The following is a 24,493-nucleotide window of genomic DNA, read 5'->3' as shown; positions in this document are numbered from 1 at the left end:
ATGTCAAGAGCAAGAACCATAGAGTTACACAGCAGGGAGATCATTCCAATATCTAAGGCTAAACGTAAAAATGTTTATACCAATGGTGACGATGATAACTATCCAGAACGAATAGAATTGTTAATTAATAATTCTGTTACCGCAAAAATGGCTGCTAACAAAATGGCTTCTTTCATAGTTGGGAAAGGTTTTGTAAATAAAGAACTGAACAATAAGATAGTTAATAAAAAGAAAGACTTAACTGCTTATGAGATTCTTGTAATGATTGCAAATTCTATAGCTAGACAAAAAGGCTCTTGGGTTCACGTTAATTTTAATGGGTTACTTCAACCAGATACCATGGATGTATTTCCTTATAAAAATTGTAGAAAAGAAAAGGAGGACGATCTGGATAATCAAGGTAAAATATATTACTCGAATCAATGGGGTGACACTAACTTTTCCTTCAATAAAAAAAGCGACAAGAGTAAGTGGTTCTACCCGTTTTCAAGAAGTGAAGATATAATAAAAGAGCAATTTTCAAAGGAAAAAATAGAGTTTAATGAAAACGAGGAGACAAATACAAATAGCTTTAGGGGGCATGTGTATTTTTTGAACTTGGAGCCTGAGAATGTTTATCCCTTAGCATTTATTGACCCAGCTTACAATGATGCCGATAGTGAATATCATAGCTCTATCCATAGGAACAACACGATTAAGAATGGATTTACTGATAAACAAATATTAGTCGCTAAAGAAAATAATGAGGAGGGGGATGATATAGAGGAAGCAGTTGTAAGCATGTTAGGTTCTGATGGTTCTAACATCGCCCTAATACAAGTAGGTAATGACGTCGAGGATTTAAGCAAAGAACTTTATGTACTAAGTATGGGTAGCGATGTTGATGCAGAGCGCTATAAATACTTTGACGAAGTGAACGAGTCTAAAATTTTACATTGTTTTGAAAACATTCCAAAAGCAATAGTGTTAGGAAATGACACAAGTTTACTGGGAGACGGAGGGAAAAAACTAACAGAGTTAAAACTAAATTACAGCCAAGATGTTTCATATATCAGAACAGCCATTGAACAGATGATGAAAAAAATATTTCCTGACGAGAATTGGGAAATAGCCCCATTGATAAAAGAAGATGACAACAAAGAATCTGGCACTAAAGAAGAATCAGGTTCAAAGAACCAGGAAGTTGATTCTGAGGTTTTAAAAGCTCAAGCGACTTTAAAAGGAAGTGTAGGAGGGGTTCAAGGAATCTTAGCAATAAAACAATCATTTAGTGAAGGAAATACAGATTTTGAAAGTGCTGTTACGATTCTTGTTGAAATATACGGTTTTACAAGAGAGGTGTCCATTGCTTTACTAGGTGAAATAAAAACGAAGGAAGAAAAACTCATTAAAGAACAAGAAATTAAAGAAAATGTGTGATAAAGATGACTTAATAATAGGTTTTGATGACTTCGGCTGTATAACTGACTTGGCAGAACACTGTGATATTGACAGGCTATGTCCGTACATAAGAGAAGCTCAAGAAACACATTTATCTAACAAGATTGGCTGGGGCTTACTCGACGAAATTTTAAACAATTTATCAGAGAGTAAGTATGAAGACTTATTATGCGGAGGGAGATTTGAGTATTGTGGGAAAAAGCAAAGGCATTTTGGGTTAAAAAGGGTTCTTGTTTATTATTCTTACGGGCTTTATAAGTATTCTGGAAACTACATAGACACACCTTATGGAACAGTATACAAATCAGTTCAGGACAGTGTTCCAGTAGATGACAAAACACTCACCAAAATGAGAGATGAGTACTTTAATCTTGCGAACGACTATTGGAAAAATGTAGAGAAATATTTATGTGCTAATAAAGAGATTTTTACAGAGTTTGACACTTGCAATTGTTCTTGTGAATGTGGTGAGTGTAATAATAAAACAGGATTAGGAAAATCAAGAATTAGAAAAATAAAAACATTTAAAAAGTATGGCAACAATAATAATAAAAACCAAAAGTGCCAACATGTTCACAAAAACAGTAGGTGTCATAAGTGCTAGTTATAATAGAGTTTACCATGCTAGAGAAACTACAGGCGGATATATTCGTGCTGAAATGGAAGGAACTGAGAAAAGTGATTTATTTAACCCTACTTATTTTTCAGAAATAGAAATAGACGGGATTATTTATTCAAATGCAAATGAAACAGTTTCCAAACTGAATGAGGTTATTTATAATAACTCATCAGAAAGCACTTCTACTAAATCAATTAATTTTTATAAAACAGAAATACCAATTACTATACATTCTGATGAAGAACTATCTGCAGATTCATCCTTTAATTTATTTGTTAAGGTGTCAGAAGAATTTGGAGATACATTTCCTTCGGGGATTACTTCATTTAATGATAGAGTTTACATTTCTGGCGCATTATCAAAATCAATTTTTGTGCTAGATACGAATGGCAATACACTAAACACACATAGCGTAGGAGAAAGTATAGCTGCATCACTTGCAAATGATGGGGAAAACTTATTCGTCCCTTTACAAACTAATCAAATTCTAGTATATGATTCTGATTTTAACTTAACCAACACTATAGCAATAAATGCTTCTGGAAACATATTTTACGGAGGTTTTGATTTTAACAAGGATTCAAACACGTTTTTGATTAATAACTTCGATGCCTCTTCTAATACAACAACGTTGCAAGAGTATGGTTTGGATGGTAATCTAAAATCAACCTTGTTTACAATTAATGGTAACAATAGAGGGGTGCAAATTTGGAATAATAAAATATGGATAGCTGATGTTGAATATCATTTTGATGGGAGCTTAACGGGCAACAGTGTTCCGGCGGGAAGCGCTCATAAAGTAGACTTCTCCATAAATAAAGATTTGAAGAGATATTATAGATTGTATGGGTCTTCTTCAGATTCTGTTTATTATTTAGATTTTAATGTTATTAAAGAAGCTTCTACTACTAACGGATCTCTAGTGAAACAATTTGATTCAGAAGGAAATGAAATGGTTGAGAAAAGAATATTCTATCATAAGGGTATTCCAATAGAAGAACCTTCTAATTGGATTGAATATTTAAGGGCTTTTAACAAAGGAGGGGCAGACGGCGAGGGGTCTGGGTTAGAGTCGGATTTTCAACCTAAACTAAGTTTGGGAGGATCTCTTTTCTGTGTATTTGCGGAAGAATCAAGCCCTTTGGGTAACGGTGTTTTTGAGTGGTCGTATGGAAACGGAGATGATTCGAATAATGGTTTTGGTATCACCTTACCTTTTGATTGCGAGTTAATTTCGCTAACACTTACAACAAGGCAAGGAAGTGCAACAGTACAAGCGTTCAAAAACATAGAAGATACAAATAGATCAGTAATGAGCGATAATGACACTCGAAGAGGGGTTAGTGATTTTAGAGATTCTCCGGTTGTTTTTAACCGTGGAGATTGTATAAATTTTAAAACAGATACTGCATCTGGTGTTACGCAGGGAGGTAAAGTTGCCGCTTGGTTTTTAATGAAATAAAATAAGAAATGATGGAGATGAGAACAAAATTAGCCGTAATATTTTTTTCAACTGGTGCTGTTTTTTCCGATTTGATAGCAACTTTCTTGAGTGCAAAATATCAATTTATTGCAATAGTGTTTGTGGTTATGTTGGATTTAATATTTGGTGTTGCTAAAGCAATAAAATTGCAGAATTTTGAGACAAAGCGAACTTTCAAATCCGTATTCATGATGGTTGCTTTTTGCTTGTTGCTGGCTACTGTTTTAACAATAGAAAAAGGATTTCCTTTTGCTTCTTTTTTGTCAGAAGCAATACTACTTCCTGTACTTCTTTTTCAGCTTCTTTCAATTTTAAAGAATTTACAGTTATTAGGGTTAATTAGTAATGAGGTATTGACGAAAATATTATCAAATATTGATAAATATAAGGAACAAAATGAAACATCTTGAATTAGCATTGTCACAAATAGGTATAAAAGAGATTGTAGGAAGAGAGGACAATCCAGCCGTTTTGAAGTACTTTAATGATTTAGGGTATAACGGCTCAAAATTAAAAGATGAAACGGCGTGGTGTAGTGCCTTTGTCAATTGGATTTGTAAAAACTCAGGACTTCCATACACAGGAAAGTTAAACGCCAGAAGTTGGCTAAAAGTAGGTGTGCAAGTGCGTACTCCACAGCTCGGTGATGTAGTTGTTTTTTGGCGTGAAAGCCCTGAAAGCTGGAAAGGACACGTAGCTTTTTTTATACGTGAGACGCCTAACTGGGTTTATGTTTTAGGAGGTAATCAAAATAATCAGGTTAAAATATCTGCTTACCCTAAATACAGATTATTAGAATATAGAAGACTGTGAAAAACGAGAAAATTTACATAGGGATTATCATTATTATACTCATACTATTATTTGGTAGCAACTTCGAGGTGTCTTTGAAGAAACCAAAGGATCAAATTCAAATTGATAGCACCTTAGTTATCAGAAATATCCCTGAGAAGAAAGGTAGTTTTAAAGTAGAGCAACCCAAACCAATTATAATAGTATTACCTAGCCAAAACAATTCTAACGACAAATATTTAACTGCTTTAAGAAGTGAGTTGTCAAGCATAAAAGACGTTAATAAAAAAAGAGACAAACTTCTTCAAGAATTGGCGCTACGTGTATATGAAAAGACGTATCAAGACAGCACTGTATCAATAACTGTAAGAGACAGCATAAACGGACATCTACAGAGTCAAAACGTATCATGGAGGGTGAAGCCTCAATCATTAAAATACTATGAAAAAACAATCACTAAAACACTTACACCTAAATACTCCTTGCTAGTAGGAGGTAAGCTCAACACTTCAACTGATTTCAATAGAACCTCGTTTGAGTTAAACACAGGATTTCAAAATAAAAAAGGCAATATTTTTGAGTTAGGCTACAATACTGACAAACAGTTTACAGTAGGCTATAAATGGAATATATTAAGAAAGTATTGAAAAGATTTGGGGTTATAGCCATGTTCATTTCATAAAACACTTTTAATCTCAGTCCTATTTACTTATATTTGAAAGATAAATATGCGCAATTGTGCATATTAAGTAGTTGGCATTAATAAAAAGCTATGAATAAAAAATTAACCGATAGAATAATTGAATATCTCAATTTAGAAACTAGCTATGCAGTTATAATAAATGGAGATTATGGAATTGGTAAAACTCATTATATAAAAAACATATTATTTCCTGTTATCAAAAAAACAGCTATTCCAAAAAATGAAAGTTCAGAAACTTTCACACCAATACATATTTCATTATTTGGAATAGAAAATATTGAAGATATTCAAAAACAAATTTTTGTAGAACTTTACCCGATTTTAAAATCAAAAGGCTTAAAAATTGCGGCGGATATATCAAAGAATCTTCTTAAAGTTTTTTCTGGTACAGATTTAACTGAACTAGCAAATAATACAAGTAATAACTTTCTTGATTTTAGTAAAATGTTATTATGTATTGACGATATAGATAGAAAAAGTGAAGCACTTAAATTACAAGAACTTTTTGGGTTCTTGAATAGTTTAGTTGAAAACAGCAATGCTAAGGTAATAATCATTGCAAATGAAGATGAACTAAAAAAAGAATTCAACACAAAAAAAGACTTTTATTCAACTTTAAGAGAAAAAGTAATAGGAATTTCCATTAACTTCAAATCAAATGTTTCAAACATTTATGACGATATTATAAAAGGAAAATATGAGAAAGAGAATCCTCAATATTTTAATTTTTTAAAAGATAATAAATCAAATATTTTAAAAATAATTGAAAAGAATAAAGATAATTTAAGAAATTTAATTTTTTTCCTTGAGCAATTTAAAATTATTTTTAATTCTACAAATTCTTTGATACAAGAAGATACTAATTTCAAAGACAAAATACTAGAGTTAATTTTAATTTTCTCATTACCAGTTGCAATAGAATACAAAATGGGAAGATTAAATTCGAGCAATTCTGATGACATTAAAAATTTACATCAAGAAGAAAATAATAATAAAATATTTTTCAAAAATAAAAACGAACCTGATAAGAAAGAAGAAAAAACTTACAAAGAAATTTATCGAGAAAAGTATCTTCTAAAGAATTCAAAGTATTACTTCAATTCAATTTATAATTATCTTATTGGAAACACTTCACTTGAACCTTCCGAACTAATAAATGAGTTAAAAGATTTTGAAAATAATACCATTCCTCATAGAGAAGAAATTTTAGACAAACTGAGCTATTGGAAATGCATCAATTTAGAGTATTCAGAATATCGTAAATTAACAAATGAAATGCTATCTTATGTAGATAAGGGCGAATATTTACTAAAACAATATGGTACTGCTTTTCATTTCGCAACAAGATTTAATAATACTTGCAATTTCAATTTAATAAAATTAAAGGAAAGATTTTTTAGAGGTATTTCAAAAGGAAAATCTAATTATAAACTTTTAGGAAGTTCAGATTACCGTTTTTTACTTGATTCTAACGGAGAATTTACATCAGAACATAATGAAATATTAGATTATTGTAAGAAAATAAATAAAGAAATTGAAGACGAGAAAGAAATGGAAGTTGTTACAGGTTTATTTGAACTCTTCGAGGATGACTTCCCCTCTTTTCTTGAAGAAATTCGCGATTCAAATGGTGATGCTAGATCAAAACCTGTTTTGTCTAGGTTTAATTTTAACAAATTTTGGAGAAAATTAATGAAACTAGATAATAATCAATTAATCGAACTTTCTCTTACATTTGAAGCTAGATATAGAAAGAATATATTGGATGGATTAAATCCAGAAAAAGAATTTCTTATAAAGCTTAAAAACAAATTATCATTGAAAAGTCAGCAAAAATCAACGAAAAAACTAAAAACATATGCTATAGATTTTTTAATAATGAGTATTGATAAATCTATAAACAATTTTACATTATGATTAGAATTACTAATACCAATAACTAAGTATATGGCGTGCCGATAGGCTAACGCTATATGCCTTGTTGACTGCTCCGTTGATAACAAGGAGTAAAACGATAAGTTGGTGCTGCTTTTGTATATTTGGTAAATCAAGTAATACAAAAATATAGAGATAGCTATCAGGCGCTACTCTACGGCACAATTAAAACCAAATGAATAGACTTATAATTTTACTTCTTTCAATATCCTTAATTAGTTGTTGTAATGAACCAAATTTGCTAAAAAACGGACTGACAAAAAAAGCGAATAAAGTTACGATTTACTATATCAAAGTTGAGAGTGATTCGTTTAATAAAAAAATTCAAGATACTATATCAATAAGAGAAAAAAAGTATAATAATAGTGACCAAATAGTTAATCTATTTCAAAAAACATTATTTGACAATGAAACATTAGAAATAGACTATATCTATAATGATTTGAACAAAATAAAAACTGAAATCGTAAAAATGTCAACCGACAGTTTACCTTTCAGAGTAAATTACATTTATAAAGACACATTGCTTTATCAATCAAAATCAATAGTTGAAAACACGAACGAGAAATTTGAACAAATTGAAACTTATTATTATCGAAAAGACGGAATTAAAGAAAAAACAATATCGACTCAAATATTTATAGATCTCGAATCAAAAGACACAATTAGAAACTCTGTTTCAAAAAGTTATTTTGACAAAAATGACCTTATTGATAGAATAGAAACAACTCATCAAAACAATCCAAATCGAAACCGAAAATCTGTATTTAAATATGATTGTGGAACACTGATAAAAACATTGGAATACAATTATAAAGATTCTTTAAATTCAACAACTGAATATAAATACAAGTTTGATATACTTAAAAATTGGATAAAGAAAGAATCGATTGAAAATAATAAACTGAATTATATCCAAACGAGGGAAATAGAATATAAATAACTGTGCCCAATAACTAAGCATATGGCGTGCCGATAGGCTAACGCTATATGATTGTTGTACACATAAAACAAAACATATAATGCACTTACCTACGTTCTTTAGGACTTGGGCGAAATATTTAAGGTACATGTTGCAAAATTAACAAGAGTATGATTTACCCCTTGCTTGCGTTTGTAGTATTAAATATATTTAGGAAATTCCAAAACGATTTCTTTTCAAATTCTTTTCCACACCCTTCACAAAGTAGGGACGGTGATTCGGGGTTCATTCCGTATTTGGGTGCGCAATTTTTACAGTATTCAGCCATGCTACTAATATAATAAAAAAACCACTCAATAAATTGAGCGGGAAAATTGCTATGAAAAAGAACTTAAGACGTCTCTTAAGTTTTACAAAGTTATGGAATTATTTTTGTATTTAAAACAAACAAAATGAAATCAACAAACAAATTCAGAACGAAAGTATTTAAGAGAGCGCACGAAATGGTAAGAAGCACAGGCAAGGGGTTTGCGGTGTAAACATAGTTTTAAATAAAAAAAACGGTATTCAATTAAGAGTACCGTTTTTTTTGTTATGTGTATTTGTATTATAGTTTTTCTTCTAGTCTTTTAAGAGTGTCTTTGATTTGATTGATTAACCTCTTTGATTCATTATGTTCATTTGTAGATTGAAACAAATCCCTAACATCAATATCTAAAGCCTTTGCTATTTCTGAAAGTGTATTAAGGGTTGGATTACCACTTATTTGCCTACTTACTGTCTCTTGCTTAACATTTAATTTTTCTGCTAGGTCTTTTTGAGTTAACCCTTTTTCTTTTAATATTTCTTTTATTCTGTCTTTAATCATGGGTATTGACTTATAATACATTTACAAAAATACATAAAATGACTTAGATAGTCATGTTTTAATCTTTAAAATGTCTTTTAATATCAAAAAATAATAAAAAACATTTTGTATTTATGTATTTTAATGTATATTTGCATTGTAATTATGTAATAAAAGTCAATTAAAATGAAATCATCAAAATTCAAATCAGAACTAAAAAGAGTAAAAGAAAACTTACGAGGAAAGAGTGTAAGAGTTGTTTTAAACGGTGTAAGTAGAAGATACAACACATTAAGAGATTTGGGTAATAGAATACTTGAATTAGAGAGTAAGGGGTGTTCATTTGAATTTTACAAGAATGATTTTACAACGATAATAGCAAACAACGGAATTAATATAGAGAGAGCTTTACAGTCTTTCGGAACAACAGCATAAACTATAAAAACAAATAAAATGAAATCAACAAACAAATTCAGAACCAAAGTATTTAAAAGAGCGCACGAAATGGTAAAAAGCACAGGCAAAGCATTTGCGGTATGTTTATCTAAAGCATGGGCAATTTACAGACTTGCTAAGAAATTGATAAGCAAAGACGAGGTATGTTTCACATACGAGAAGAAAGACGGTAGTTTGAGACGTGCTTACGGAACATTAAAAAATGTAGGTCAGTTTGTAAAGGGAACTGGAAAAACGACAGCAAAAGTATTTCATTATTGGGATTTAGAGGCAGTGGCATTTAGATGTTTCAAGATAGAGAATTTAGTAGCTGTGTTTTAGTTATGATAACTTTAAAAGAAAAAGAAGTACTATACATATTTAGTAAGACTTTACTAAGTGATGATGTAGTGAAAGAAACAGCAAAAAAGGAATATCCTTTAATCCTTTTTAATTGCGAGTGTTTTCATATTGTAGACGCGTTAACTTATAAGATTAGATATTATGAGTATAAAATAAATTTAAAACAGTCGTAATGGATGCGTTAATAAACATAACAGAAAAAGACGGTAAACGATTAGTGTCGGCTAGAGAGCTTCATAAATTTTTGGAAAGTAAACAAGACTTTTCTAATTGGATAACTAACCGAATTAGAAAATACGATTTTGAGGAGGGTTTGGACTTTACAATAATTTTATTGAAAAGTAATGTAGGTCGACCAAGCAAAGAATATGCGCTTACTTTAGATTGCGCAAAAGAGTTGTCAATGGTTGAAAATAATAGTAAAGGCAAGCAAGCACGAAAATATTTTATAGAGGTTGAAAAGAAACACAATCAACCTCTTTCGCAAATAGATGTTATCATCCAGTCTGCTCAACTGATAAAAGAAAACGAACTAAAAATACAAGAACACGACAGACGCATAGATTTACTCGAAGCCAAATCAATTACACGTCCCGAATGTTTCACAATTGCTGGGTATGCTTCACTAAAAAAAATACCCATGCCTTTAAGTCTAGCCAGTAAATTAGGAAGGAAAGCAAGTCAACTTTGTAAGAAACAGGGTGTTACTGTCGACAAAATAAGAGACCCCCGATTCGGTATTGTGAATATGTACCCTGAGAAAATACTTCATTCAATATTCACCGACAGATAATTGCATTTGGTCGAACCATCAGGGTAACAAAACGTTAAAAAATGTTAAAAAATATATATTGACCCCCTTGACTAAGGGTTTTGTCTACTACAAATAAAAAAAAACAATTTAGATTTGGTTAAAATTATGAAAGATGCAGAGAGAAATAAAAATACATATTGCTGAAGACCACCCTGCTATAAAGGAGGGAATAATCTCTTTGTTAGACGAAATAGATTATAGATTGGTTGGGTTTACTCAAAACGGAGTTGACACAATGAAGTGGTTTAAAAACAATCAAGCGGATGTGTTGATACTTGATTTAGGATTACCTGTTATTACAGGCATAGAGTTACTGAAACACTTCAAAGAAAATGATATTAAAGTAAATGTTTTGGTATTAACTGCGGATAGCCAGTCAACTGTGATAAAAGAAGTTTATAAACTAGGGGCTTTAGGGTATATTTTGAAAGAGGATTTTAGGTATGATTTTAATGAAGCTGTCATGTCTGTTTATAATGGGAATCATTTCTTTTCAGAAAGTGTTGATAGAAAGTTGATTCAAGAAGTAAATGACGAAATGATCGAAGAAAAACACTTAAAGGAAGTCTTAGAAAATTTATCTGATAGGCAGAAAGAGGTTTTAGAGAAAATAGGAGACTCTATTGACTACAACGGTGAAATCATTAGTACAAACTTAGGTATAGTTGATAGTACCTTGAGAAGTCATATTAGTAAAATTAAGAAGAAATTAAATATAGCGCCTAAAGCTAAATTCAAGTTTACTAGGATCGCTATTAATTTTGCAAGAAGCAAAAAAAGCAAGTAATTAATTATTTCGTAACTTGATGAGTTAATTTAAAAACTCATTAAAATGAAAAAATTACTTTTATTATTATTCGTTGTAAGCTTTGCTTTTGTTTCTTGTACTGATAACACAGAAGAGCATGAAGAATTATATCAAACACAAACGATCGACAAAGGAGGTAGCACTACCCTTGGAGACTCCGAAGAGGAGGCAAATACAGACGAGAGTTAAAAACTACTTATATTATATTGTATTTATATTTATTGGGTCTTTATTCTATATGCACAGCTTTATATCAAAGAATAGTGCTGAGTATTCTATTGTGAATGGAGAAACGAAAAAAGCCGTCAAAAAAAGGACTTTAGCATTAAATGAGGTAAAAGAGTATGCAAAAGGAACGGAAGTCTATGCAAAGTATGAGGCAGAAAAAATTAAAGTAGAAAAACTAAAACAGAAATTAAACAAAGCAAAAATTGATCAAAAGATTTTTGGGTTTAATTCGTTTCATTATTTTTTGGAAAGGTTTGGTTTGGCTTTAGTGATTTTTGGTGGGGCTTTATTTAATCTCATAAGAAGTTTTTACAGAGAGCCGAATGTTATTTTTCCTAAGGTTGTGAACACGTATTTATTATCCGTATCGTTGTTTTATTTCTATTGGATTTTTCAAAAATTTCAAGATGTTAGCAAGGTTAGCTACATTCTTATAACTCTATTTTCGGCGTTTTTCATATCCTTAGCTGTTTATTTGGCTACAAAACGTAAGAAGCTTTATGTCGATAGGGTTAAGGAGGATATGATGAAATTAGCTGAAAAAGCGATCTTAGATTCTCGACTAGAAAAAAGGGCTGAAATGTTGGATTTTATTGAAGAGCTTTCCAAGCGATAGAAATACAGAAAGAAAAAAGAATAAGAAATCTTACTAAAAATGAATGAAGATGTGATAATATTGGATCACTTAGGGGGTGCTTCGCAAAATTTTAAGGTAAATGAAGGGAGGAAACTAGTAGTTTTCTCTTATTCAGAAAGTGAAATTGACTTTTATAAAATCTTCGGTAAAGTACCTTTAAAGACTCAAGATTTTACTTATTACGATTCTCTCGGTAACTTTAAGTATAAAATGTACGAGTTAGATTTTAATCATGCTTGAGTAGTCTTCCGGCAATTCGGCATCAATATCTCTTAAGTACTTCTTGAGTGCTTCTAAAGTTGAGTGTCCCGTGATTAACATTAACTCATCCAGTGTTTCAGTTTTACTGGATTTTTTTCTTAATTCTCGATATAATTTTGTTATGAATGTGTGTCTAAAAGAATAGACCGTATACTCTTTCTCTATTTTTAGAATATCCTTGTGTTTTTTAAACCTTTTTCCCATGTAGTTTCTCTTATTATTTTCTTTTGTGGACCATTCGCCTACTCCTGAAGGAGTAAAAAGAAAATGCTCAGGATTTGATAAGTTTAACTTAACTAACTCTTTGATAAGAATGTCAGGAATAATCTTGGTTTTTCCAAGTTTGTTTTTGGCTTTAACGTGTAACGTCTTTTCTCTTAAATTAATATCTTTTACTTTCAACCTACACACCTCAATAGGCCTTAAAAAATTATAAGAAACGAACTTTATAAAAAGCAACATTAGTTTGTCGTTTTCTTCTAGATGCTCGTATATTGTTTCTACTTTTTCTGTTGAATAGGTTTTGTTTCTCTCTGGGTTAGTTTTTATATTTTTTATATTTTTAATGAAATTTCTTTGTATGATTTCATTATCCTCTAACACTGTAAACAGCGCGCTTAAAACAGTTTTTGTATTGTTTCTGTTTCTTGCACTTGAACTTAATAAGATAGAGTTTAGGTAGTTTGTTATAGTCTTCTTGTTGATATTTTCTATGCTAATATTATCAATATTTTTCTTTTCAAGAAACTCTATAAACTTGTTGGCTCTAGTACTGTAATCGTTGTAAGAACCTTCTTCCAGTGTTTCTTTTTTTATTGATAAAGCAAAATTCAATGCGGATTTAGCACTATATTTATCTTTAGTATCTTCGTTTTCGTAAGGAGAGAAACCTTCTTTAAGAGCTAGTTTGATTGCTTTCTGTAACCGTCTAAAAGCTTCAAGTCTTTCGTCTTTGGTTTTGTGTAATCGGTTTAGTTTACCGTAAACAGGAGGTTGCTGCGTCATTTTACCTGTTTCAGGGTTCAAATAAGAATAATAAACATACCATCTTTTTGATAAGTCATAACTTGGTCCACCATAATAAATTTTTGGTTCTGTGTACTTCTTCAAACTATTCGGTTTACTATTCAGTACTAATTTATGTAAAATTGAAGTCATAAAAAAATGCGCTGGAAAGCGCATTTTTATTGTGGTGGTTACTTGTAGCGAGGAGCAGATTTGAACTGCCGACCTCAGGGTTATGAATCCTGTGCTCTAACCAACTGAGCTACCTCGCCTGATTGCGGGTGCAAATATATATTTTTTTTTATTTCACTAATAAAAAAAAACCATTTTTTTTTAAAAAATATTTCTATATATTGGCAAACAAATGAAATAGTAAATGGATAAAGTTAAATTTGAATTAGAATTTCCAATTCATGCTTCCCCAAGTATGTTATATCAGTATATGGCTACGCCCGCTGGTTTAGAAGAATGGTTTGCTGATAGAGTGAATTCTAGAGGTAAATTAATTACCTTTATTTGGGATGATTCTGAAGAAGAAGCTAAAATTATAGCGAGTAAAGCTGATGAACGAATTAAATTTAAATGGACAGAGAGCCAAGGAGACGAAAGTTATTTTGAATTTAAAATACAAGTAGATCCTTTAACTAAAGATGTGGTAGTATTAGTCACTGATTTTGCTGAAAGCGATGAGCTTGAGGAGGCCAAGATGTTGTGGGAGAATCAAATAGAAGAGCTAAAGCATACGATCGGAGCATAGATTAAAAGGAATATGATAAAAACTCGGCAATTTTGTCGGGTTTTTTTTTACATATAACTTACTTTAATTAGTAAGTTTGCACTTGAAAAAAAGGAACAATGGTAAATTTTAATGGAGCAATAGTAGTACCAGAAAAGTTACAAATATCTCATGAAAACAGGGCTTTTAAATATGGAGATGGAATTTTTGAAACCATCAAAGTACAAAATGGCAAAATCGTTTTTTTTGAAGATCACTATTTTAGATTAATGGCGTCTATGCGGATGTTACGCATGAAAATTCCAATGAAATTTACATTTGAGTTCTTACAGGAAGAAATTTTAAAAACAATTGACAAGAATCACCAATCTATGAATATTTGGAGAGTAAGGTTAACGGTTTTTAGAAAAGAGGGTGGGTTTTATACACCAGCCACTAATGAAATTGACTATCTAATCGATGTTAAGTCGATAGAAGTAATTGAAGAGAAAAAGGCTTATAAGATTGATTTATATAAAGATTTTTATAATTACTCAGGCCTATTATCTACTGTGAAAACAACAAACAGAATGTTGAACACATTGGCATCTGTTTTTGCTAAAGAAAACGAACTTGATAATTGTATTCTGTTAAATGAGCGTAAAGGAGTTGCGGAAGTGGCTAACGGAAACATTTTTGTTGTTAAGGGAAATACGATAAAAACACCTTCTTTAACTGAAGGATGCATAAATGGCATCATTAGAAAGAAGATAATAGAGATGATAACTAAGCATCCTGATTATACTATAGAAGAAGTAACAATATCCCCTTTTGAAATCCAAAAAGCTGATGAAGTTTTTATCACCAATGCGATTATAGGAATTCAATCTGTAACAAATTATCGAAAGAAAACATTTGAAACTACGATAACAAACAAACTAAAAAACAACTTGAGAGTAACAAGTATAACAGCGAGTTAATTCATTTGAATATCGCTAGGGGCATTCGCCCAAATTTTGTACTCTCCACCTTTTTCAATCAGTTGATCCTTCCAAAAAGTTTCATCGTTAATGACAAAAATATTGGGATATTTGTTTTTTGTGATAAACCATGAATTTGTTTGAAGTTCATCTTCTAGTTGCTGAGGGTCCCAGCCTGAGTACCCTAGAAAAAAGCGAATGTCACTTGAATCTATTGTATGATTGTTTAGATGATCTTTTAAGTAATCAAAGTTTCCTCCCCAATAAATACCATCGTTTACTTCAATACTGTTTGGCAATAATTCAGGGATTTTATGAATAAAATATAAATTGTCTTGCTCAACAGGACCACCTTGATACACCCTGAAGTCACAATCGATCTCAGGAACTAGATCATTAATTGTATAAAGAAGTGGTCTATTCAGTATGAAGCCAACAGAACTCGTCTCTGAATGTTCTGTTAGTAATACGATTGTCCGTTTAAATGAATTATCATTTAAAATAGAAGGTTCAGCTATTAGCAGTCTTCCTTTTTCTGGTTTTAATACACCCGTGCCCATAGAATTGTATTTAAAACACCAATATAAACAAAATTTAATAAGAATTTAACATAGTGTAGTAAATATGTAGCATCATAATTTTTGTAATACATCAATTACTTCGTTTCGCTTACGCACAGAAACAGGGATAGTTTGATTGTTTTGTAGAACGATATAACCCCCATCAGATTTGATGAATTCCTTGACATACTGTAAATTAATAAGGTGACTTTGATGAACTCTTAGGAAATTATATTCCTTAAGAATATCGGTGAAATATTTTAATGTTCGTCCCACTAAAACCTTTTGTTTATCAAGCATATAAAATTCTGTATAATTATTATCCGATTTACAATGAACTATGTTGTCTAAGTCAACAACCAAAATTTTATCAGAGGTGTGTAAAGAAATCTTTTTAGGCCTTTGATTGGGGTGACTTATAGATTCTTGTAACACAGATAATTGTTCATGATTGGGTGCCAACTGAAGTTTTGCTTTATCAATAGCTTCAGACAAGTCAGAAGTACTATAGGGCTTTAAAACATAATCAATGGCAGCGAATTTAAATGCTTTTATCGCAAATTCATCACTGGCTGTTACAAAAATTACTTTTGAAGCCAAATTTGGATGAATTTCTAAAACATCAAAACCAGTACCATCTCCTAACATAATGTCTAAAAATAAAATATCGGGTTGCTGTTTTCCAAGTAATTTAGAAGCCTCTACAACGCTTTTAGCAGTGCCGATGATGTCAATATCTGGATGATTTTTTTTTATATCATTTTGTAACATTTCTAAGGCAGCAGGAATGTCGTCAACAAGAATGGCTGTGAGTTTGTTCATCTTAAAAATCGGTTTTTAATGGCACTTTGAACCAAACTTTGGTTCCCTTTATAGCATTATGTTCTTTTATTTCTCTTATTTCAATAGCATCTTTATAAGTTAAGTTTTTAATACGTTCTTCAGTTACTTTTATAGCTAAAGAAGCATGACTTGTGATCTTTTTGTTTTTTTGTGATTGGTGAATACCGATGCCATTATCTATAATTTCGCAATGCAAAAAATTATTTTGGTCATAGAAACGGATAGAAATCTCTCCATTTACATTGTTTTTTATACCGTGCTTGATACTGTTTTCTACAAAGGGCTGGATAAGCATCGGGGGAATCAAAATCTCTTCAGGATCAGCAGAAAGATCCGTGTGTATGGCATATGCAAATTTCGTTGCACTCATTTGTAGTTCTAAAGAAATATAGTTTTTAAGTGTTGCAATTTCTTCTGATAGATTGATTTCATCTTTTCGTGAAGCATTCAATATTGAACGAAGTAAATTTGAAAACCTACTAATTGTATTGTTTAATTCATCTAACTTCCCTAAGTTTCCAAGTGCTTTGATTCCATGTAAAACATTAAAAATAAAATGTGGATTCATTTGCAGTTGTAAAGCCTTTTGTTCAAGAGAGAGAAGATGGTTTTCTAATTGTAGTTTTTTGATCTTGGCTTCGGTCTTTGCCTTTGATTTTTGAATATAACGATATACTAAAAAAACAATAGAAAGCAACATAATACTTATACCAGTCCACTGAACCCAAGCTTTTTTAAGCAAAGGTTTGTCAATATAAAATTGAAAATGTATGGGCGTACTTTTTTGCTGATTAGCAATCATAGATTGAACAGAAAACGTATAACTACCAGATTTTAGATTGGCTAAGTTTATCGAATTGTTAGCAGTCCATGGGCTGAATTCACCATTTAATTTATGGCGATACAAAACTTTTTTTGGGTTATTAATGTCAACCGATTTATAGGTGAAAGTTAAATGATTTTTGTTAGGAGGTAGTGATAATACAGCCTCGTAATTATTTAAGTTTATACTATCAACTGTTTGATAAACTACTTCTAAATTTTCAAAAACAATTGAAGGTTTTAAATGCTTAGAGGGCGTTTTACTTTCAAATTTATAAATACCATGTGTTTTTGTAGCGATCCAAATATTGTGTTGATTGTCTTCAAAAATAGTCGAAATGGCGTTTGTTTTTAGGGTATTGTATTTGTTAATTTTCCGATCGAACAAAAAATTACTATCTAGTACTTCAATACCGTCTCTGTCAGAATAAACCCAAAATTGCTGATTGATTTTTTTTATGCCACGAATATTTTGAGTAGTCGAATGAATTGTGTTAAGGGTTTCGTTTTCAATGATTTTAATGCCTCTGTTTAAGGTGCTGGCTATTATTTTTTTGCCATTTATTAAGATGGATGTATAATTTGCAACATCGATTTTTTTAAATAGAGTCGGTTTTAATAAGTCGTCTATTTTCCATAGCGCTTTTTGTGTAGCAATCCAGAAAAAAGTACCATCAAATTGAATGTCATTGACACTATTTAAATCTATTTGAAAATTAAGACGGAGCGGAGAAAGAAATCCATCACGTAACCTGTAAACCCCTTTCTTTGTTCCCATGTAAATGGTCTTGTTAATTTGAGAAATACAGTTGATTTTTTGGTTTTCTATAAACTGGAATTGGTTCCTTGATTTTATAAGGAATGCATTTGGACCTGCAATTAACAAGCTGTCTTGAGCAATGCAAAGTTTCGAAACAAAGTTGGTTTCCAAGCCATCTTTTCGAGTAAAGTTTAAAAAATCTTTTCCATCGAAACGAGTTATCCCTTTGTCAGAAGAAAACCACAAATAACCAAGACTATCTTGTACAATATCTGTGATTGTATTACTTAAGATATCGTCTTTGGTTGTGTAAATTTTATAGCTTGATAAACTATCTTGAGTGAGATTGTTACTCGTTATTCTATAATTAGTGAAAGTAGTTTGGTTGTTTTGGGCAAAAAATAAAGCTCCCTTAAAGAGAAAAAACAAAAAACTAATGGACCCAAGGTGCTTCATAAAACAAACTTACTTAAATTATGTTAATTCAATTCTTCATGTTTTCTTAATATTTATGATTTTACGGTCGATTTTAACATCAACCGTAAAATTAACCCAAATTATGTGCGAGAAAGGCTGCTAAACCAATAAAAAACATGGTTTTATCAGTTTTTTAAATCTCATTTCGTGGGGCCAATGCACATAACTTAGGAGTATCTTATTTTATTGCGTATAGCCGTTTGTTAGCGGTATCTGGTTTTTCGTGTTGTAAATCACCATAAGGCTTAGTGATAGGTTTCAAAACACATAGTACAGTGGTTAAGCCTTTTATAGTTAGGGTACTATTTTTTACTTTTGAGCTCCATCTGAATTTGTCAATAGAAATACCAAGCTTTTTAAGTTCATTCGTGAGTTCATCATCATTGGCGATCCAATCCATGATTTCTTCTTGCATAGTAAATGAAGGAATTTCTTCATCTGAATTATGGTAATCAAATTTAAATGTAACGGGGATATTGTATTGGATTGTATATGGCTCTCCGATATAACGCTCCTTCTCATTGGTTAATGCTGAAAACCATTCTATTTCTTTTTCTTTAGGGTATTTTCTGGCTATTTCTTTGGAAAGATCTACTTTTCCTGGAGAATTAGCAGTAGGGTACAAAACATAATAGGGTTTGGCTAAATAATGGTTTGAAAACTCTCCTCCAAAAATAGTGAAAAAAGGAGATGCAATTATTTGCGGTGTTTCATCGGTAATAAAAACACCTTTTAGCGTATTTATTAAATGGGTATCTTTAGTTAACTCATTCGCATGAAATATAATTTTAGAGCGATTCGTAAGTATATTCTTAAGATTTGGAAGGCTCCCATTATGGATGCAATTTTGCAAAGAGGTATATGTTAGTTTTTCTCCGTTAACAACAGTTTCCAGGTCCATTCCGAGCCAAGGGTTATTGTTGTTTACAATATGAACTTCACCATATGGGTTATGAGTGGCATTGGTGTTTAACCACTCTATGATTTCTTCTAAAGAATACGCTCCTTCAACTATTTGATGATTTTTACCTTTAAAATAAGTTCTTGCCCCAGCATAGAAATTAGCGTTTTTCGTGTCATGCCCAGTTATAAATACCACTGGTTTTCTTGATGGGATTTCTTCTTTGTCTTTAACGGCTGTATTTCTCGATATTTTTTCTTCGTTTTGAAGAGAGGTTTCTGTCGATTTTTTACTCTTACAGCTCATAAATAATCCGATTAGTAATAACAATCCTATTGTCATTCCTGTTATTGTGATCTTTTTCTTCATAAATTATTGTTTTAAGATTATTACTATGTTTTTCGTTGTTTTAAAAAGGAGAGGTAGTTGATTTAAAATATTGCGTAAGTTTCTGTCCAGTTGCCAATTACCATTTGATTTTTTTTCTGTTTTTATGATTTTGCCATCATCTCCAACATGTATTTTTAACTGACGATACTTTTGTAAATATGGATCTAATATTATTGAATAACTATTTTCTAAGCACATAACTTGGTGGTTTTATACTTCAAAAGTAGCACAGGAAATAGGGAAGATTTTGAGATAATTAGAATTCGTTGGGAATGAATTAGAATTCGTTTATAGAAAGGTGAAATCCAATGTTTTTTGAAAACAAGAATATAATACTATGCTAACATTGTGCTTGATCTATAGATGCGTATTTATCATAAATAACTACGAACGGTAAATTTTTGGTGGAAATGCTATAACCTTGGGGGTGTACGAAGTCTTTTGATTCGTGAAACGTAATTATATTATTTCTGATAAAAATTTGTGAATCGCATTATGTAGCGTTCATTAAAATCTCATTTTGAAGTGCTAATACATAGTTCGGGTTTAATAGCAATCGGTTTTAATTTGATTGGATTTTTTAAAGGCATCTAAAGATATATTGAGTTCAGAGATTGTGATTTTTTCGAGAATGCTAAAGGTTGCATTCATCATAGCAACTGAACCACAAATCATAATAGAGCCCCCGTTTTTTAGGATGGATGCAACCATAGCTGCTTTTGTTAACACTAAGTCTTGTACATATTCTTTCGACTTGTTTTCTTGAGAGTAGGCGACCTGTACACTATGTAAATGGTTGTTTTTTAAAGCGTCATCAATTAATTCAGCATATATTTCATATGACTGTGTACGTCTTCCTCCCCAAAATAGATGTGTTTTAACTTGATTATAATTTTCATGTATCATTCCTAAAAATGGAGCAATACCTGTACCGTTGGCAATTAAAACAACTTCTTTAGTTTTTCTAGGGAAATAGAAATTTGAGTTTGCTTTTATGGATGCCCTTACGATGTCTGTATACTTTAGTTGACTAAAATAACGAGAGCAGATACCATATTCGTGTTTTTTGATGCTTAATAGAATATCGTTGTTAATTTTCCCAATTGAATATAGTCTTTCAATAGCATCTTGTTCAGGTCTAACGGAAAGCAAGTCTCCCGATGTAAATTTTAGTTTCTTAGAGGGTCGTAGTCGAATTAAAAAGGTACTGTCTGTATTGACTTCAGTAGTTTCAACAACTTCAAACGGATATTGTTTCTTTAATCGGGGTGTTTTTTGTGTTAGTTGTAGTTCCAAACCTAGTTGTTGACCAAATTTGATACTCCAGTTTTTAAAGCTATCAAAAGATTGGTTGTTGATTTTACAAACGGGTAGAATAGGGGAGCATTCGGGGTGTTTTTCTAGCATATGATCTACTTGAACAGCATATTCACAAAACTTAGGATAGGCTAGCGATCCAAAACCAACAACAGCAAATTTCATGGGTGTTTTTAAATGGGTATTTTGAAATGCAGATTGGAATTTAGTAGCATTTGCAGGAGGTTCCCCTTCACCATACGTAGCAGTTAAAATAATTAGATAATTGCATTTTTCATAAGTACTATAGTTGTTTAAATTACTAATAAACACAGTTTGGTTGTGTTCTAATAAAGCCTCATATAAAGAGATAGCGAAAGAATAAGTATTACCAGTTTCTGATCCTACAAGGATAATATACTCCGCAACATTTTTGTTGTATTTGTTTTTAGGAAGTAGACTTTTTCTTTTTCGATCATAGGTCATAGCAAAACCAGAGTACATAAAAAATAACAGTGCTAAACAAGATAGTAGTAGAATTATAGCCCAAACAAAGGTACCGTCACCAGTATGAATCATAAAACTCCAATTGAAGAATATACTGCTTAATGATACGTCTTCACTACTTATAATAGCTCCTGTGTACTGATGAATAATTAGTTCTTTGTTGGTTAGTTTCAAAAAGAAATAATCTTCCTGATCATCAGAAAAAGGAAATTCAATACTTTTTAGCGTGTTTAATTTGATGTTTTTAAAACTTTCAAAATCGGTGATCGCAATTTTTTTAGAGTTGTCCTTTTGGTCAAACTGTATAGAATGGTTGATTTTTTTGGAGGGTAGTAGTGAAAATTTGTCGAGTGATAAATAGATCCCAGTGATGGTAATGATGATAATGGGAATTAGGGTATATCTTCCAATGATAATATGGTAATATTGTTCAAAATTTTCCTTTACTACTTTTGAAAATAAATGAGTAATTCCCCCTTGTCTTTTACTAATTAAAAGTAGGCCAGAAATGGCAATTAGTAGGAGTAAAAAAGAAACAAAACCTATAATAAACCTTCCTGTAGTTTTTAAGAATAGTGATCTGTGTAAGCTCGTTGCAAATTTATAGATGGATTTCCTTTTTATAATATCGCCTAGCTTTTTGCCTGTAAGAGGGTCGATATAGAAAGAAGTACTTCCTTCTTTTTGAGTAATTACGGTAGCGGTTACAAAATTATTTCTATCTATTTCGATAGATACAATGTCATCATACCTTTTCTTTAACGATGTAATTGTCGTTGAAAGAGATGTGTTTTCTGTATGTTGAATACGGTAAGGTTCTAGCTGTTTTGAGATGGGCTCAAAGGCTAAAATGATACCTGTAACAGAAGCAATAAGTATAAAAATGAAAGAAGATATAGCCAGTGTCACATGGCTATATCTCCAAATAGAAATGGTCATATTTGTTTACTATTACTGAGGCATTAAACGAACGTAACGAATAAAGCCTTTTCCTTCGATTTTACCTTTAAGATGTTCAGAAGTAAGCTCAAACTCAATATCATTTTTATAATACTCTTGATCTTCTACTGCCGATTCAAACCGTATTTTGTAGCCACTATCAATTTTGTCATTGTTAATTTTTAGAAGGCTAATAGTTCTATTTCCACCACTAATGGTGGCACCGGTGATAGCATCAATATCGGTACGTTTTTTTCCTTGAAATTGCCACCATTCGGTAATGTCAGAATACCATTCATCGTCATCACCCTGAACATATAAGGTTTCAACATATTCTTCACCTTTTAATAAAGAAATGACAACATAGGCACCTTCACCAGTGTAATTTTTCATTTGTATCATACATTTAAACGTAGTGTTTTCATTTATTTTAGTAAAACCATATAGTCCAAAAATAAATGTCAAGCATAAAATAATGATGATGTTTAGTTTTGTTCTTTTCATAAATTATTTTAAAAAGGTTATATCAATATTTTGAGCATTTAATACTTCATTTTCTTTTGCTAAATCATACACATTTTCTCCAAAACTAGTGAGAATTGATTTATTGGCACCGATACTTAATAAATACTTTATAATGTCAGTGTCTTTTGCCTGCATTACTGCTTTGTGCAATACGGTGAGACCTTCATTATTTTTCGAGTTTACATCAATTCCTAAAGCATTCACTTCCTTTAATAAATCGGTACTGTTTTTATCTAAAGCGATATGAAATAACGTGTTTCCATTGTGTTGAACTTGTTTCAGGTTAACACCCTGTTCAGCAAGAAGCGTCATTTTTTCTTTAAATGTATCTGGAACTTTTGAATCGTAGCTTTTAACAAGGTAGTACGGTAAAGAGTTACCTTTACTGTCTTTTACAAAAACATCGGCTTTGTGTTGGATTAAATGTTTTACTACAGCTACAGAATTCCTTTGCACCGCTGCTGTAAGTGCGGAATTCCCCTTTTTGTTTTGATGGTTAATGTTTTCAGTTTTGTTAGACAAAAGTGAAATTACCTCCAAAGAGTTTCTTCCTGACGCATTTAACAAAGGAGTATTTCCATTTTTATCAGCAGTATCTACATTGGCTCCTTTACTAAGGAAATAAGTAAAAGTTTCTATATCCTTATTTCCGTAAGCTAAATTGTGTAGAGGGGTTTTACCTTCTTTATTTACGACATTAGGTTGAATTCCTAAGCCTTCTAAATAGGTAAAGAACGATAAAGAATTATAACCTTTTCTTGACCATTGTGTAGCCATTAACATGGCATTACCGTTATTTTTAGTTAGATTTTTATAAGGTAGACCTTTTTTTATTAGTAGGTTGAGGATGCCTTTGTTTTCTTTCTTAGCAGCATAGTTAAAAGCGCCATTTCCATTAAGATCAGTACTAAATAAGTCTAGTCCTTTTGAAACAAAATAGTCGACAAGTGTAAGATCTTTCAAATGTGGCATTAATAACAGTAAAGCATTGGCGCCAGATTCATCTTTATCAGTTGTTATATCAATACCATTTTCGATACAAAGATCATAAATTTCTTGGTTCGTTTGCCCTGTGGCAGCCGCAAAGGTTAGTACAGAAAAACCATGAGAATCTTTTAGATCCATTCTTGCCTTTTGAGCAATTAGATGCTTCATTAAGTCAATATTGTTTTTGTAAGCAGCCCAAAAAACATAGGTTCTTTTATCGTGAGTTATTTTGTTAACAGGATTTCCTTTTTTAGATAAAAGGTACTTGATTACATCATTTGGAGCTTTTTCTAAAATGGCATATACTACGGCATCAAACCCGTAAGTATTGAGAGCAGCTGGGTCATGACCTTCTGCTATTTTTTTATCAATTAACTCTTTTGATGGCGCTGTTTGCCAAAATTGTCTATCCAAAAAATCATTGTTGGTTTGGGAGTTTACTGCACTAATACATAGCAGAAACATCCATATTAGATTTTTATTTTTCATTGGTCAAAAT

General features: G+C 31.3%; 26 protein-coding genes and 1 tRNA gene. 16 read left to right on the top strand and 11 right to left on the bottom strand.

What is annotated here, in order from left to right; all coding sequences use genetic code 11:
- The 8 genes from AC2TDS_RS05240 (at position 1) to AC2TDS_RS05205 (ending at position 7,915) form a co-directional block, all read left to right on the top strand.
- A complete protein-coding gene (locus AC2TDS_RS05240; protein WP_484738067.1) occupies positions 1-1,419 on the top strand; it encodes a hypothetical protein in 1,419 nt (472 codons plus the stop codon).
- The gene (locus AC2TDS_RS05235) at positions 1,412-2,044 is read left to right on the top strand and encodes a DUF6712 family protein (RefSeq protein WP_484738066.1); all 633 of its coding nucleotides are present in this window, start codon (positions 1,412-1,414) and stop codon (positions 2,042-2,044) included. Before AC2TDS_RS05240 ends, AC2TDS_RS05235 begins: the two co-directional genes overlap by 8 nt.
- Positions 1,974-3,521: a hypothetical protein gene (locus AC2TDS_RS05230; RefSeq protein WP_484738065.1), complete on the top strand. Its 1,548-nt coding sequence runs from the start codon at positions 1,974-1,976 to the stop codon at positions 3,519-3,521. Before AC2TDS_RS05235 ends, AC2TDS_RS05230 begins: the two co-directional genes overlap by 71 nt.
- Before the next feature lie 17 nt (positions 3,522-3,538).
- Entirely contained in the window at positions 3,539-3,952 is a 414-nt protein-coding gene (locus tag AC2TDS_RS05225) for a phage holin family protein, TcdE/UtxA-related (protein ID WP_484738064.1), read from the top strand.
- Positions 3,939-4,355, top strand: coding sequence for a TIGR02594 family protein (locus AC2TDS_RS05220; RefSeq protein ID WP_484738063.1), 417 nt, complete (start codon positions 3,939-3,941; stop codon positions 4,353-4,355). Before AC2TDS_RS05225 ends, AC2TDS_RS05220 begins: the two co-directional genes overlap by 14 nt.
- Complete coding sequence (locus tag AC2TDS_RS05215) at positions 4,352-4,981, top strand: hypothetical protein (RefSeq protein ID WP_484738062.1); 630 nt, start codon at positions 4,352-4,354, stop codon at positions 4,979-4,981. Before AC2TDS_RS05220 ends, AC2TDS_RS05215 begins: the two co-directional genes overlap by 4 nt.
- Positions 4,982-5,106: 125 nt before the next feature.
- Positions 5,107-6,954, top strand: a complete 1,848-nt coding sequence (locus AC2TDS_RS05210) for a P-loop NTPase fold protein (RefSeq protein WP_484738061.1) — start codon at positions 5,107-5,109, stop codon at positions 6,952-6,954.
- Between the two features lie 193 nt (positions 6,955-7,147).
- Positions 7,148-7,915: a hypothetical protein gene (locus AC2TDS_RS05205; protein ID WP_484738060.1), complete on the top strand. Its 768-nt coding sequence runs from the start codon at positions 7,148-7,150 to the stop codon at positions 7,913-7,915.
- 586 nt (positions 7,916-8,501) lie between these two features.
- Here AC2TDS_RS05205 and relB read toward each other — a convergent pair.
- A complete protein-coding gene (gene relB, locus AC2TDS_RS05200) occupies positions 8,502-8,762 on the bottom strand; it encodes a type II toxin-antitoxin system RelB family anti-toxin (RefSeq protein WP_484738059.1) in 261 nt (86 codons plus the stop codon).
- A 165-nt stretch (positions 8,763-8,927) separates the two neighbouring features.
- On the opposite strand from relB, the gene AC2TDS_RS05195 reads away from it, so the two are divergent.
- The 6 genes from AC2TDS_RS05195 to AC2TDS_RS05170 all read left to right on the top strand — a co-directional run bounded on the left by AC2TDS_RS05195 (position 8,928) and on the right by AC2TDS_RS05170 (position 12,005).
- On the top strand, positions 8,928-9,176 hold the full coding sequence (locus tag AC2TDS_RS05195) for a hypothetical protein (RefSeq protein ID WP_484738058.1): 249 nt from the start codon (positions 8,928-8,930) through the stop codon (positions 9,174-9,176).
- Positions 9,177-9,194: 18 nt separating this feature from the next.
- Positions 9,195-9,518: an SH3 beta-barrel fold-containing protein gene (locus tag AC2TDS_RS05190; RefSeq protein ID WP_484738057.1), complete on the top strand. Its 324-nt coding sequence runs from the start codon at positions 9,195-9,197 to the stop codon at positions 9,516-9,518.
- 193 nt (positions 9,519-9,711) lie between these two features.
- Complete coding sequence (gene ariS / locus AC2TDS_RS05185; protein WP_484738056.1) at positions 9,712-10,332, top strand: dual-function phage regulator AriS; 621 nt, start codon at positions 9,712-9,714, stop codon at positions 10,330-10,332.
- A 133-nt stretch (positions 10,333-10,465) separates the two neighbouring features.
- Positions 10,466-11,140, top strand: a complete 675-nt coding sequence (locus AC2TDS_RS05180; protein WP_484738055.1) for a response regulator — start codon at positions 10,466-10,468, stop codon at positions 11,138-11,140.
- A 45-nt stretch (positions 11,141-11,185) separates the two neighbouring features.
- Entirely contained in the window at positions 11,186-11,350 is a 165-nt protein-coding gene (locus AC2TDS_RS05175) for a hypothetical protein (protein WP_484738054.1), read from the top strand.
- Between the two features lie 49 nt (positions 11,351-11,399).
- Complete coding sequence (locus AC2TDS_RS05170; protein WP_484738053.1) at positions 11,400-12,005, top strand: hypothetical protein; 606 nt, start codon at positions 11,400-11,402, stop codon at positions 12,003-12,005.
- 240 nt (positions 12,006-12,245) lie between these two features.
- Here the strand turns inward: AC2TDS_RS05170 and AC2TDS_RS05165 are convergent, their stop codons facing one another.
- Both AC2TDS_RS05165 and AC2TDS_RS05160 read right to left on the bottom strand, forming a co-directional pair.
- Positions 12,246-13,445: a tyrosine-type recombinase/integrase gene (locus tag AC2TDS_RS05165; protein WP_484738052.1), complete on the bottom strand. Its 1,200-nt coding sequence runs from the start codon at positions 13,443-13,445 to the stop codon at positions 12,246-12,248.
- A gap of 45 nt (positions 13,446-13,490) precedes the next feature.
- Positions 13,491-13,564, bottom strand: a tRNA-Met gene (locus AC2TDS_RS05160).
- A 104-nt stretch (positions 13,565-13,668) separates the two neighbouring features.
- Between AC2TDS_RS05160 and AC2TDS_RS05155 the strand changes: the two genes are divergently transcribed.
- Both AC2TDS_RS05155 and AC2TDS_RS05150 read left to right on the top strand, forming a co-directional pair.
- Positions 13,669-14,049 carry an START-like domain-containing protein gene (locus AC2TDS_RS05155; RefSeq protein ID WP_484738051.1) on the top strand — a complete coding sequence of 127 codons (381 nt, stop codon included), beginning with the start codon at positions 13,669-13,671 and terminating at the stop codon, positions 14,047-14,049.
- A 98-nt stretch (positions 14,050-14,147) separates the two neighbouring features.
- Complete coding sequence (locus tag AC2TDS_RS05150; protein ID WP_484738050.1) at positions 14,148-14,987, top strand: aminotransferase class IV; 840 nt, start codon at positions 14,148-14,150, stop codon at positions 14,985-14,987.
- Here the strand turns inward: AC2TDS_RS05150 and AC2TDS_RS05145 are convergent.
- From AC2TDS_RS05145 to AC2TDS_RS05110, 8 genes are all read right to left on the bottom strand, one after another.
- Positions 14,984-15,547, bottom strand: coding sequence for a YqgE/AlgH family protein (locus tag AC2TDS_RS05145; RefSeq protein ID WP_484738049.1), 564 nt, complete (start codon positions 15,545-15,547; stop codon positions 14,984-14,986). The genes AC2TDS_RS05150 and AC2TDS_RS05145 overlap by 4 nt on opposite strands.
- A 72-nt stretch (positions 15,548-15,619) precedes the next feature.
- Entirely contained in the window at positions 15,620-16,369 is a 750-nt protein-coding gene (locus AC2TDS_RS05140; RefSeq protein ID WP_484738048.1) for a LytR/AlgR family response regulator transcription factor, read from the bottom strand.
- A 1-nt stretch (position 16,370) separates the two neighbouring features.
- The gene (locus AC2TDS_RS05135; protein ID WP_484738047.1) at positions 16,371-18,428 is read right to left on the bottom strand and encodes a sensor histidine kinase; all 2,058 of its coding nucleotides are present in this window, start codon (positions 18,426-18,428) and stop codon (positions 16,371-16,373) included.
- Between the two features lie 199 nt (positions 18,429-18,627).
- Positions 18,628-19,719, bottom strand: coding sequence for a hypothetical protein (locus AC2TDS_RS05130; protein ID WP_484738046.1), 1,092 nt, complete (start codon positions 19,717-19,719; stop codon positions 18,628-18,630).
- A gap of 3 nt (positions 19,720-19,722) precedes the next feature.
- Positions 19,723-19,938 (bottom strand): hypothetical protein, encoded by a 216-nt coding sequence (locus AC2TDS_RS05125; RefSeq protein ID WP_484738045.1) that lies wholly within the window; start codon positions 19,936-19,938, stop codon positions 19,723-19,725.
- A gap of 348 nt (positions 19,939-20,286) precedes the next feature.
- Positions 20,287-22,482 (bottom strand): PepSY domain-containing protein, encoded by a 2,196-nt coding sequence (locus AC2TDS_RS05120; protein WP_484738044.1) that lies wholly within the window; start codon positions 22,480-22,482, stop codon positions 20,287-20,289.
- Between the two features lie 12 nt (positions 22,483-22,494).
- Positions 22,495-22,986 carry a DUF2271 domain-containing protein gene (locus AC2TDS_RS05115; protein WP_484738043.1) on the bottom strand — a complete coding sequence of 164 codons (492 nt, stop codon included), beginning with the start codon at positions 22,984-22,986 and terminating at the stop codon, positions 22,495-22,497.
- Positions 22,987-22,989: 3 nt separating this feature from the next.
- Positions 22,990-24,483 (bottom strand): ankyrin repeat domain-containing protein, encoded by a 1,494-nt coding sequence (locus AC2TDS_RS05110; protein WP_484738042.1) that lies wholly within the window; start codon positions 24,481-24,483, stop codon positions 22,990-22,992.
- Positions 24,484-24,493 lie beyond the last annotated feature (10 nt).

This window comes from Tenacibaculum profundicola, assembly GCF_057220795.1.
This window is presented reverse-complemented; position numbering and strand designations above follow the sequence as displayed.